The following is an 11,964-nucleotide window of genomic DNA, read 5'->3' as shown; positions in this document are numbered from 1 at the left end:
TAGCGCGGCGCCCTCAGATAAAAAACTGGGGAAAATTACTTCGACGAAAGTGGGGAGTATCTATCCGACGCTGACAGTCTCGGAAGCCCGCCGGCTGAAAGACCTCGAGGTGGAAAATGCCCGGCGAAGAAACTGCTGGCCGAAGCAATGCTCGATATGGAAGCGTTGAAGGTCGTCTCAAGGGAAAGCCCTGAGCCCGCAAGCCAAACGCGAAGCAGTGTCGGCGATTCGGGAGAAGGTCAACATCTCGGAGCGCCGCGCCTGCCGGCTTGTCGGGCTTTCTCGCAGCGTGTTGCATTACGACGCGAAACCGGACCACGAGAATGAGGTGCTAGCGGCACGTCTGGTGGAGTTGGCGCACGAACGTCGTCGATTCGGCTACCGCCGGTTGCACGCCCTGGTGGAACGCGAAGGCACACACGCCAATCACAAGCGCATCTATCGCCTGTACCGTGAGGCAGGGCTGGCTGTGCGGCACCGTCGCAAGCGCCACGGCGTAATGACTGAGCGCGAGCAACTGGCATTGCCGGGCGCACCCAACGAGGTGTGGTCAATCGATTTTGTGATGGATGCGCTTTCCAACGGCCGGCGCGTGAAGTGCCTGACCGTCGTCGACGACTTCACGAAAGAGGCTGTCGACATCGTCGTCGACCATGGCATCTCAGGTTTGTATGTCGCTCGGGCACTGGACCGTGCCGCTCGCTTCCGTGGCTATCCCAAGGCGGTGCGCACAGACCAGGGACCGGAATTCACGAGCCGCGCGCTCGACCAGTGGGCGTATGCAAACGGCGTGACGCTGAAGTTGATTCAAGCGGGCAAGCCAATGCAGAATGCGTACATCGAATCGTTCAACGGCAAGTTCCGCGACGAATGCCTAAACGACCACTGGTTCACGACGCTGGCGCACGCTCGGGCTGTCATCGCGGCATGGCGTCAGGACTACAACGAGCAAAGGCCGCACAGTGCACTGAACTACCTTGCGCCGTCGGAGTTTGCGGCGAAACACCGGGCAACCGCAGATGCTCCTGCCGCTTTCCAGGAGCCGGTTTAAAAGGACTTTGCTAGAAGCTTATCGGCCCTATTGAAGGGGGCAGGTCAAAGTTTGACGTTCAAACTCGCCACGTCGCCGTTTCGAAAGCTATGGCTTTCGGCCTTCTCTAGCGACGCAATCCCGACAGCATGGCATCCGTCTATTTTTGCGACTGCGTCCCTGCAAGTTCTTGTAGTGGCGCGACGTACGCGATCGCGTTCAAATGACGTGCCGAGCCTTAAGAAATTCTGGAGATTCGGTTTGGAAATACAATTCAAGCGTCTTAGTGGTGGTGCATGGACGAAAGATCACGAGGCGATGTTCAGGCTGCGTTATCGAGTCTTTGTCGAGAGACTGAAATGGGAACTGCCGGCAACCACCTCGGTGGAAACCGACAGCTACGATACGGAACGGACGCACTATCTGGTGGCCTTCCAACAGGACATATGCGTTGGTTGTTGGCGTCTGTTGTGTACCACCGGTCCTTATATGTTGCGTGACGAGTTTGACGCTCTGCTTGGAGGCAAGGAGGCGCCGTGCGATCCTTTGATCTGGGAGCTCAGCCGGTTCGCAATCGCGAGCGATCGGCAGAATGCTTTCGGCTTTGCGGACGCAACGCGGCAATTGTTCAGCGAAGTGGATCGGTTTGCAGTTGACTACGATATCAAGCGCTACGTAACCGTAACCACGGTCGGTGTCGAACGCATGTTGCGACACGCCGGCATTTCGTGCGACCGGTTTTCAACGCCTCAACTACTAGGAGGTAGTCCGGCGGTGGCCGTAAGCATGTCGCCGTCGGACTTTGGACGCGCGGGTGCCGCTGTCCAGAGGAACACCAGCATGGCGGAGACGCGCATCAGTTCCGCGGTATGAATAGGGGATAACTCTGCGCGCCTCGACAAAGAGGCGCGCGAACCTGGAAATTCATTGCGTACTCCCTTTGCTGGAAACCTCGCTTACTGACAGGGCGGATTACCGGGGAGCAGCGGTTTGTCCTCACCGACGTACTCCGGCGGCGTCTGGGTGCGGGGTGTCGAGCCGGCCAGAATGTGGTCGAACTCCAAATCGCATAGGGCGGCAACGGTAACACGTTCAACGGCACGATGGCGTACCACGGCGAGGGACCCATTGGCTTTGAGCGGTGGCGTTGCCACGCTAGGCTATGGTAGGCAATCGCATAACGACGCACATGCATACCGTCCGTCTTGCGGCGTCACAGAGACCGAGCAATGGCACGGATTTTTTACGTGCACTCGACTGGATATTAAGCGCGCAAAGTGAACCGAAACTCGCTGACGTTGGGTTCTACGACCACGAATATCGAACATTGCGAAGAAGGACTCGTTTAATTCATGCCGCTCCAAGACCCGAGGCAAAGCCGGTTAGCTGCTGAGTAGCCGTCTTCTTCTGTTTCGATGTCGACCGAATATATGACGTCTGTCGCGGCGATCAACAACCTCTCTTCCTGCGGCGAAATCTCATCCGCATACTGCCGGGCTGCCTGGCGCAATCTCCCTTTAACCGAGTCTGATGATACGTGGTGCACCTTCGCACCGGCTATGGCTCGCCCAAGGTGCGCGATACCTTCGCAGAACGACCGGCTGTCTTCCGCGTGACTACTTTCGTTAGCCGAAGCGACCGATGTTGCGTCAAACAACATAATTGTGGAGAGCAAGGCTATAGCCAGGCGAATGCAGATCATGTCCCTTCCGTATCGATGATTGTTTTTTCAATAGGCACCCGCTGGTTGATCTGTCTTATCGGGCCGGGGCCATTCCAGTCATACGTGTAACTAGGGTAAATGAATAGGACCAGGATGAGGACCTACAATCTCTGTCAGGTGTGCCGCTACGCTATTCCGAACCGAGAAACAAGCCGTTGTGATCCGCGGCGGCCGTCAGACTGCGCCCGAAACACTCCCCGGGCGAAACCCCGCTTTCTTGTGGCTTTGGCAAGACGCGAGCGTTGTCGTCACGACATCGACGCACATAGCTCCTCACTAAAAAAGCCGAGCTGTTTGAAACTGGAAAACGACCGCATGATGTGGTTACATGGATCAGACGATTATTGACGAGACACCGCAAACCATTATGACCTGCGTTGCCAGATAAAAATTCAAGAGAAAAGCAATGCAACTGTCATAGCAACAGGAAGGCTCCATGCGATACAGGAAGCTCGGAAACAGTGGCCTTGACGTCTCACAAATTGCCCTCGGATGCATGACGTACGGCGAGCCCTGGCTGGGACATCCGGTCTGGTCGCTGGACGAAGCAGCAAGCCGCCCGCTAATCAAGGAAGCGCTTGAAGCCGGTATCAACTTCTTCGACACAGCGAACATCTACTCGCGAGGTTCCAGTGAGGAAATCCTTGGTCGGGCACTGAAGGATTTTGCCCAGCGAGACGAAGTCGTCATCGCCACGAAGGTCGGTCAGCCGATGAGTGAGGGGCCGAACCGCGCAGGTCTATCGCGAAAGGCGATCCTGACGGAAATCGATCATAGCCTGCGTCGCCTTGGAACCGATCATGTCGACCTTTACCAGATTCACCGGATGGACTGTACGGTGCCGCTCGAGGAAACACTTGAGGCACTGCACACCGTGGTGAAGGCCGGCAAGGCGCGCTATATTGGTGCGTGCTCCATGCATGCCTGGCAATTCCGCGAGGCGCTTAATATTCAGCGCAGCCATGGCTGGACGCGCTTCGTCTCGATGCAGCACCACTACAACCTGCTCGCGCGTGAGGAAGAGCGCGAAATGCTGCCGCTTTGCGCCGATGAAGGAATCGGCACGCTTGCCTGGAGCCCGCTCGCACGCGGCCGCCTTGCCCGCAACAATGACATGCCAACCGGGCGTTCGGCGAACGACCGGTTCGCCGACCTATTTTACCGTCAGACATCAAACAATCTCACGATCCTCGAAGCGCTGTCCGCGATTGCACATGAGCGCGGCGTAAGCCGCGCGCAGATCGCGCTCGCCTGGTTGCGCCGGCACCCGGTTTTCGTCGCGCCACTCGTCGGTGCGAGCCAGTCTTCACATTTGCGTGACGCGTTGGCGTCTCTGGACATCGAACTGACCGATGACGAAGCGCTACGCATGGAGACGCCTTACACGCAGCGCGACGATTTTCAGGCAATTTCCGATGACGCGGAGCTTCAGCGCATGGCGGTGGCGCTCGGCATATTCTCATCCCGATCCTGAGGCAGCGCGATACGTTCGATTTCATCGGTCTTTTAATGTATAGCGCTTATCCATGGATTACGCGTGCTGATTCTCTTCACGGCTAATACAACTTTCAATTCTTCCTTGCGGTTTTTGCAATCTTTATTATGATCATTCCGTACCTCTAAGAAAGGATGTTTTTGGAATCGATAAATGGTTGTTCGCACGTCATTGTCCGCATGTTCCGGTAACGAAGGAGACCTGTCATGGAAAAAGCATTGCAAGAGTTCGTGAGTACCGTGGCCCACCTTAACGTCGAGGCCAAAAAGGATCATCCGGCCGCTTACACCGTGCCTAGCAAGAACCTCTTGGAGTTGGTCAAGCTAGGTTGCCGGAAAGATTTCAGCATCGTTGTCACCAGTGCCGACGACAAGCACATCGGCTTTACGTTCGTGACCCGATACGCTTCGCCAGATGTGAAGCCGGCAAAAGACGCCGCGTTCCAGTGCTGCTTCTGATATGAATCTGCCCGAGTTGGCGGCGCTCAAGCGCCGCTTCGCGTTCCGCCCCGAGCTCGCATTGCTATACGACAAGGTGGCGGGCATCGAGCTTCAGTTAAACGAAAGCGCGTTGCGCATCGTGCAGGGTTCATTTAATGCCGCCGATTGGCACCAAGCCACGTCTACGTTGGTTCGCGAGTTCGCGGTCCCTTCGGAGGTGCTCGAGGCTGACCTGTTGCGCTGCTGGACCTCCATCTTGAACGCGCCGTCTCACGCACCGAATCGCAAGGGCGGGGCACCGACACCGTGGCTGGATGCAAGTTTGCCGTTCCCGTTGGTGCTCGAGATCGAGTTGACCAGCATCTGCAACTGGCATTGCGACTTCTGCTACAACGTCTGGAAGGTAAGCGACGATTACACCCCACATCTGGACGAGCGTCACCTGCCGCTGACAGTCGCCCGTTCGATCCTCGATGAGGCGCACGCCAATCAATGTATGCGCATACGCTTCTCGGGAGGCGAGCCGACGCTACATCCGCAGTTCGACGAAATTGTGCAGTATGCCGGCAGCCTGGGATTCAGGATCGAAGTATTCACGAACGGCTCGCGTATTACGCCGGAACGTGCGCTGCGTTTCGCGCAGAACGGGGTGCGCACCATGCTTGTTTCGATGCATGGCGACGAACAGCAGCACAACCAGTTTGCGGCTCACAAAAACGCGTATTCGCAAGCCATGCGTGCAATGGAACTGGCGCTCGAAAATGGCATCGCCGTGGTCGCTGAAACGCTCGTTTGCGCGGAAAACATCGAGGGTCTTGAACGGATGGTGGAACGGCTCAATTCGCTTGGCGTACGGCGCATCGCATTCATGCCGTATGTGCCATTCGGCCCTCGGGACAAGCGCACACCGGTGGCTCCCCGTGAAGTCGAACGATTGATCGACCGTGTGAAGGCAGTCGCAACACCCGATACCGTGTTCGGTGTACCGTGTGCGCCCCGTCATTGTCTCGAGACCGTACCGTCCGCGATCAACGAACCGGTCTCCGACAGTTTTACCAATCATTGTGCCGCAGGAATTCTCTGGGCGTCGGTTTCGTTCGACGGTCGGCTCAGGCATTGCCCGCATTCCGCAGTCTTTGCCGGCAACGTCGAAGAAGGAATCGGCAAGCTCTGGCGGGAACACATCGTACCGACAGTGCGCGCGTCGCTAGCGCCGGATCACGATGCATGCGGCACATGCGGCCAGTACCACGCCTGCCGTGGCGGTTGCCATCTCCAGAAGGTGACGAACTATCACCGGCCGGCGCACAAACGTGTGCCAATCCATCTAGTGCGAGGCGCAGCATGAATCGCGCAGCATCCGCATCGAATACGCTTGCTGGCCGGCTCACGCTAAGGGATGGCAATATCGTGTCGGATGCCGTGAGCGGCGTCAAATACGTACTCGACAGGACGGGTATCGAATTCTTCCGAATCTTTGAGCAATTCGGCGATACGCCAGGCGGCGTAGATGCCATCGCGCAGCGCTTTCTCATAGATATCAATCAGGCAAGACGCGATTACGATGCGTTCCTGCGCCGACTCGATCAGGCGCAGCATTGTCGCGGCAGCACACTGCCTGGGCAATACCATGCGGTCCTCGAGCCCACCGCGGGCTGCAATGGCGGTTGCCCGCATTGCTATCACAGCAACCATAAAGACCAATGGCCCCTGGATCGGTACGACACCGTACTCGAGCAACTCGAGCGCGCCGGCATCCGTTCCGTGTCGATTACGGGTGGGGAGGTCTTCTCGACACACTTTGTCGAGCGCTTTTTCCCGCTCGTCGATCGGTTGCGCGAGCGCGGCTTCAGCATCGCGTCCGTTTCGACCAATGCAACGTTTGTCACCGAGACCGTCCGGGACCGTATCCTCGCGGAGATTTCGAAAGATACGGTGTTTCGAATAAGCCTCGATGCAGTGGATAGTGATTTACTCGATCGGGTGCGGCCCGGCTACCGCAAGCTGGCCGATCCCTACGGGCCGATTGCCGACCTCGACAATGCCGACTATAACCTAGTGTTTACCACAAACCTGTCGGTGCAGACGGTGACGGGCGTGCTGGAGATAGCCGAGCACTTGCGCCGATATTCGAATATCACGACCTGGAATGTGCGCTCCGCTGTTCCGATGCGAACGACAGACATCGACCGCGCGAGTCAAGCGCGCGCGAAGCGAATCGAACTGCATCGCGCGCTGCCAGATCCGTCGATGCCAATTCCGTACTATCACGCGATTCTTGAGCGTCACGCCGATACGCCATTCGCATTTGACATCCTGATGGGCAATTTTCTCACCACGTCGTCGCTGGCGCACCCGGCGGTGCTGGAGCCGCGTACAGGTTCGAACCCATGCCATGACGACGAGGAACTGATGGTGATCAAGGCGAATGGGATGGTTTCGCAATGTCCGGCGCTGCCGGAACTCGACAGTTCATTGCAGGCCGGCTCGCTGTTCGAGCCCAACGACGCGCTCGAGTTGAGCCGTGATTATGCGCAGCACTTACCGCTTGCCGGATTGGACACGACAACGATGGTGTGCCGCAATTGCGAGTTCCGGTCGTTCTGTGGAGGCGGCTGTCGCCTGTATTCGCTGGCATATGGACAAACGCTGACAGGCTGCGACCTGCCGGCGAAGGCGTTGCTCGACTGGATCAAGGACGACGAATCGCTGCTTTTCCGGCGGAACTGGCCTGCGTACCACGCACGCTTTGTCAGCATGATCGGCTCATGAGCCTCGTATCATCGATCGAGCTCAGGCCGATCGGCATAATACGTACTACGTTTGAAACGCGCGCTGCTTGCCCGGCAAGCGGCTGGTATTGCGATTCGGTCAGCACGGTGGAACTTTATCCCGAGTATCGAGGCGGCCTCGTCGGACTGGAGCCGTCGGCAAGAATCTTCGTGCTCTGGTGGTTCCATCTCGCGCATCGTGACGTATTGCAGTTGCCTTTCGGCGCTCCGCCTGAACCGCTCGGAGTGTTCGCGATGCGCTCGCCGGAGCGGCCCAACCCTATTGCGCTGTCGGCGGCGCAAGTGGTGTCGGTCGATGAGGTGGGGTTGGCGGTACGGGGGCTGGAATGCGTGACCGGCTCGTATGTGCTGGATGTCAAGCGGGCGGTCAAGATGCCCGACGGTTGCTGGATGTAGCTCATCAACGGGGATTATTCGCATGTTGACCAATACACAGCTCGATCATTTCCACGAGCATGGCTGGGTTGCAGTCGAGGACGTTTTCGAACCGGACGAGGTTAACCGGATAGCGGAACTGGCGACCGATGTGAGTTTCGCCGATCTCTATTCGCTAGACACGCCGACCTACACGATTGACGTCGGACCCGATCGCCAGATGGCGCCGCGCAAGATCGAAATGCCGTCCACAAGACATGCGGCGTTTCGCGCTTTCGTATTCGACCCGAGGCTCATTGAACTGGTGCAGTCCATTCTCGGCCGGCCACCGATCCTGATTCGTGATCAGCTGTTTATGAAACCGCCACGTTTTGGGTCTGAAAAGCCGTTTCATCAGGACCTGGCTCATTTTCATTGCGAGCCGGCAGACAAGATTGTGGCCGCATGGGTCGCGCTGGACGACGCATACGTCGGCAACGGATGTCTGCGCTATATCGACGGGTCACATCGTGGAGCGCTATTGGCGCATTCGCCCGTACCCGGCGCATCCTACGATTTGCAGCCCGGCGCGGAAACGATCGATCGTAGCCGCGAACGCGCCGCGCCGGTGCGCCGGGGCGGAGTCGTCCTGCATCACAGCAAGGTGTTGCACATGACGGGCCGCAACGAAACGGAGGTCTGGCGCCGTGCGTATTCGTGTCATTGGGTGACCGACGAAGCGGTCTGCTTCGATCGCACGTTCGACATTATGTACGTGCCTGCTTCTTCCGAGGAGTCGCTGTCATGATGCATTACGTCGCCGAAGCGATCGATGCGGACGGGCATGTAGTGGAAACGCGGCGGGCGCTCGAAGCGTATGGCTGGCGCGGCAAGGCGACCGGCCTGATTGACGAGATGTTGTCGTGGGACCGCGAAGACTGGGGTGACTGGATTCGCACCACCGCTGCGCGCGCCACCGTCGACGTCGACGCGCGGCTCGAAGATCAGGACCGCGAAGGCATCGACCATTCGGTTAACTACCCGACGCCGCTGCTCGGCATCTCGGATTTCCCCGACACTGGCTCGGCGATCTCCGCGTGCAGTGCGTATAACGACTGGTTTCACGCTGTCTGGCATCAACCTTCGCGCGGCCGGATGACCGGCGCGGCGCTGGTTCCCCTACGTGATGCTGCCGCGGCTGCCCGCGAAGCGGAGCGGGCGATCAATGAACTCGGTGCAGTCGCGGTTCTCGTGCAACCGTACGTGGGCGACGACATCCATTTGTGTGATGCGCAATTCGATAGCCTGTGGGCCGTGTGCGAGCGATACGGCAAACCGGTCGCCATTCACGGGAGCCGGCACACATGTCCGCCGAAGCTCGTCGCGCACAATTTTAGGAACGCGGCCCGCTTCTATGCGATCTCCCATCCGTTCCAGCAGCAGGTTGCGATGGGCGATCTGGTGTTGGGCGGTGTCATGGAACGCTATCCGCGCCTGAAGCTCGTATTTCTCGAATCCGGCGTGGGATGGATGCCGCACTATATCGATCGGCTCGACGAGGCTTACCACACGGTGCGTGTCGACTGGATCAACCAGGAATGGGCGTTACGCGCAAAGCCAAGCGAATACCTGCTGTCCGGCAACTGCTACTTTTCATGTGAGCCCGACGAACCGCATCTTGGCTTTTATGTACGTTGCCTGGGTGAGAATCAGGTAGTCTACGCATCCGACTATCCGCATTTCGATGCGAAGTGTCCCGACAGCGTGCGCATTCTTGTCGAACACGGCGGGCTGCCCGCGCAGACTCTTATGAAAGTTGCGGGTGGGAATGCGCGGCGACTGTATGCGTTGTAAGGAATCGGGGCTTTGTCGCATGACGTCTGGTCCGATGGTACCAGGGTTGATCGACACGCGCCGGCAAGACTCCTATTACAAGAGGTCGCACGCCATGGCTCTTAAAACCGCTACATGGCGACTCGGCGCGTTGAACTTCAACATAAGATTACGAATGTGAAACAGGACCCCATGCTCGGATATCCCTAGTATTGCTGATATTTCCCAAGTGGTTTTACCCGTCGCAATCCATTTCAAGCACTCGATTTCTCTCGTGGTGAGCGGGGCACGCAGCAGATTCTCTTTCTTGTTCAGAAGGCGCTCCATGGCATCGTGCGTGAATGCGGCCGTCAAAGCGCCTTGCGCCATGGTAAGTGGATCTAACCGATGTCCGGCTTGAGAGCAATCTGACGTGGATCGACTGGCAAAGCTCAGAACACCGATGTCTCCGCTTTTCCAGTGATTCGGAAAACTGATGCCCGTGACCAGACCAAAACCACGGGCTTCTTCCATAAACTCCCGCTGGCGTGCGGACTGATGCTCGATGTCACTCCACATTACCGGTACCAGCCGGTGTTCGCAGTGCTCCATGACCGGATCGATCTTGATGTAATTCTGTGAATCGTATTTGAGCCGCCACTCTCGCGGGTAGTTGGAAAGTATTTTTGTCACAGAATTCTGCTTACCCATACCAGGCACTTCCGCATACAGAAAGAAGTCAAAACCGAGTGTACCGGCGATATTGTGCAATTGCCTTGAGACATCATCCTCGGATTCAATATGCGAAAGTTTATACAATGCATTCTGACTGAGCACCCCGGATGCCATGATCAAATCTCCTTTATGCGATTTATTGGCCTACTTTAATCATCCCCATATTCCCAACTCTCAGTATTTTATCTGTTTTTCTATTGATGAGCCGGCCAACTATCATCGATCTCCGGAATCGCTGGGGATGCGAGCGATCAAACATTGAAACATTGGGTGGCCCATGCGAAAGAGACGCTGCACAACGGGCGCCGAGCCAATATACGCACGCTGCCTTTGATCGACAGTATTGTGCGACATCCCTTTGAGGTAAACCGGCAGGCGCAACGTGATGCCCACGTGCGGGCTCGCACCCTCGGCGGGAATCGGGCGCCCGCTGCTGACAGGCTGACCATTGTCGCCGGACCATTCAAACACCGCCAGCCCTCCGGCACCTTGAAAATCTGCCTTTTGTTCGGGGACGTAACGAGCGCCTGCTGGCAAACGCGCTTGTAAAACTGGTTAGTTCCTGAGATCGATAGCCTTCGCTCGTCTAACACAAAAATGGGTTCGTCAGGCCACAGTGACCGCCTTCGCGCGACACGCGCTTCTGTTCCCGATTGGTCGATCCGACAAATCAGCGACGACTTAGTCGACCCTGAACAATTCATTTCCTGGGCCGCCGACGTCACATCGTCACGTCGGCAGCAATGCAGCGGTTGAGCAAAGCAGCGAGAACGAAGACGCAAAAAAACCGCAGCTTCCTCAGGATCATCCGCAGGTTGTGGCCGGCACCGCACAGTACCGCGTGCATCGCGTCGCCGAGCGCACCTTTGAGCCAGTTGCGATCAAGTTTTCCGTCTGTCTTCATGTGGCCGATGGTTGGCTCGATTGCGCTGCGCCGCCTGATCATCGCGCGGAGTCCGCGTGTAATGCCGCGGCGCAAGCCCGGGTGGTAGATCTTCACGCCGTCGACGGCGACACCCTTGTAGCCACGGTCGACGATGGCCACTTCCGGCGTGGCGTCGCACAGGATTGCCGCCTGTTCCAGCGCTTCAGCCAGCGTATGACCGTCGTACGGATTGCCTGGCATCGAGCGCATGCCAACTACCAGCCCTTCCTTGTGGGTCGTCGTGATCGACACTTTCACACCGAATTCGTAAGGCTTGCGGGCCTTGCCTTTGGCCAGACACTCGACTTCAGGCGCGTGTAGCGCATAAAGCTTGTTTTTGTCTTTCGGCTTCTGCGCCAGGATGCGCTTCGTGCGGCCAATCAGCTCCATTATTGAGAGTTACGTAAATCATGACATCACCAAAGCTCGGCTTGCTTCCAGCAGGCAACGATGATCGATTTGCGTTTCTGGCCGCTCTTGAGCTTGCTTCGAGCAGTGTGCTTCAGTTCTGCCAGATTATCAGGGCAGAAGTTCGCCAATGCGTGCCGCTTGAGCCAGGCCCAAAGGTATTCGACCGGATGCAGGTCTGGCGCGTAGCCAGGCAGCAGCGCCATCTGGATTGCGCCATCCGTGCTGTCAAGGTATTCGCGCACGACGT

At 57.5% G+C, this 11,964-nt stretch carries 11 protein-coding genes and 3 pseudogenes; 10 read left to right on the top strand and 4 right to left on the bottom strand.

The window, feature by feature from the left end:
- Positions 1-25 precede the first annotated feature (25 nt).
- The 3 genes and pseudogenes from QYH69_RS35325 to QYH69_RS36215 all read left to right on the top strand — a co-directional run.
- Positions 26-1,051: pseudogene (locus tag QYH69_RS35325) on the top strand (IS3 family transposase).
- Positions 1,052-1,291: 240 nt separating this feature from the next.
- A complete protein-coding gene (locus QYH69_RS35320) occupies positions 1,292-1,903 on the top strand; it encodes an acyl-homoserine-lactone synthase (RefSeq protein WP_308836262.1) in 612 nt (203 codons plus the stop codon).
- Positions 1,904-2,112: 209 nt separating this feature from the next.
- Positions 2,113-2,199, top strand: a pseudogene (locus QYH69_RS36215) (hypothetical protein); the annotation flags it as partial.
- A gap of 176 nt (positions 2,200-2,375) precedes the next feature.
- Here QYH69_RS36215 and QYH69_RS35315 read toward each other — a convergent pair.
- Positions 2,376-2,732 (bottom strand): hypothetical protein, encoded by a 357-nt coding sequence (locus tag QYH69_RS35315; RefSeq protein ID WP_308836261.1) that lies wholly within the window; start codon positions 2,730-2,732, stop codon positions 2,376-2,378.
- Between the two features lie 457 nt (positions 2,733-3,189).
- Here QYH69_RS35315 and QYH69_RS35310 point away from each other — a divergent pair, with 457 nt between their 5' ends.
- The 7 genes from QYH69_RS35310 (at position 3,190) to QYH69_RS35280 (ending at position 9,688) form a co-directional block, all read left to right on the top strand.
- Positions 3,190-4,227, top strand: a complete 1,038-nt coding sequence (locus QYH69_RS35310) for an aldo/keto reductase (RefSeq protein WP_308836260.1) — start codon at positions 3,190-3,192, stop codon at positions 4,225-4,227.
- 227 nt (positions 4,228-4,454) lie between these two features.
- Complete coding sequence (locus tag QYH69_RS35305; protein ID WP_308836259.1) at positions 4,455-4,706, top strand: hypothetical protein; 252 nt, start codon at positions 4,455-4,457, stop codon at positions 4,704-4,706.
- A gap of 1 nt (position 4,707) precedes the next feature.
- The gene (locus QYH69_RS35300) at positions 4,708-6,036 is read left to right on the top strand and encodes a radical SAM/SPASM domain-containing protein (protein WP_308836258.1); all 1,329 of its coding nucleotides are present in this window, start codon (positions 4,708-4,710) and stop codon (positions 6,034-6,036) included.
- Positions 6,037-6,110: 74 nt separating this feature from the next.
- Positions 6,111-7,460 carry a radical SAM/SPASM domain-containing protein gene (locus QYH69_RS35295; protein WP_308836257.1) on the top strand — a complete coding sequence of 450 codons (1,350 nt, stop codon included), beginning with the start codon at positions 6,111-6,113 and terminating at the stop codon, positions 7,458-7,460.
- The gene (locus tag QYH69_RS35290; RefSeq protein WP_308836256.1) at positions 7,457-7,876 is read left to right on the top strand and encodes an SAM-dependent methyltransferase; all 420 of its coding nucleotides are present in this window, start codon (positions 7,457-7,459) and stop codon (positions 7,874-7,876) included. Before QYH69_RS35295 ends, QYH69_RS35290 begins: the two co-directional genes overlap by 4 nt.
- Positions 7,824-8,642 (top strand): phytanoyl-CoA dioxygenase family protein, encoded by an 819-nt coding sequence (locus tag QYH69_RS35285; protein ID WP_308836255.1) that lies wholly within the window; start codon positions 7,824-7,826, stop codon positions 8,640-8,642. The genes QYH69_RS35290 and QYH69_RS35285 overlap by 53 nt, the downstream gene beginning before the upstream one ends.
- A complete protein-coding gene (locus QYH69_RS35280) occupies positions 8,639-9,688 on the top strand; it encodes an amidohydrolase family protein (RefSeq protein WP_308836254.1) in 1,050 nt (349 codons plus the stop codon). The genes QYH69_RS35285 and QYH69_RS35280 overlap by 4 nt, the downstream gene beginning before the upstream one ends.
- Positions 9,689-9,763: 75 nt before the next feature.
- Here QYH69_RS35280 and QYH69_RS35275 read toward each other — a convergent pair whose 3' ends face one another.
- The 3 genes and pseudogenes from QYH69_RS35275 to QYH69_RS35265 all read right to left on the bottom strand — a co-directional run.
- Positions 9,764-10,495 carry a LuxR family transcriptional regulator gene (locus QYH69_RS35275; protein WP_308836253.1) on the bottom strand — a complete coding sequence of 244 codons (732 nt, stop codon included), beginning with the start codon at positions 10,493-10,495 and terminating at the stop codon, positions 9,764-9,766.
- 607 nt (positions 10,496-11,102) lie between these two features.
- A pseudogene (locus tag QYH69_RS35270) lies at positions 11,103-11,702 on the bottom strand (transposase); the annotation flags it as partial.
- A 20-nt stretch (positions 11,703-11,722) separates the two neighbouring features.
- The coding region (locus tag QYH69_RS35265; protein ID WP_374992566.1) for a transposase at positions 11,723-11,964 on the bottom strand (242 nt) is incomplete at its 5' end.

Origin of the sequence: Paraburkholderia sp. SARCC-3016 (genome assembly GCF_031119615.1) — a bacterium.
Lineage (GTDB): Bacteria > Pseudomonadota > Gammaproteobacteria > Burkholderiales > Burkholderiaceae > Paraburkholderia.
The sequence above is the reverse complement of the archived record's forward strand: the minus strand, read 5'-3'. Positions and strand labels throughout refer to the sequence as shown.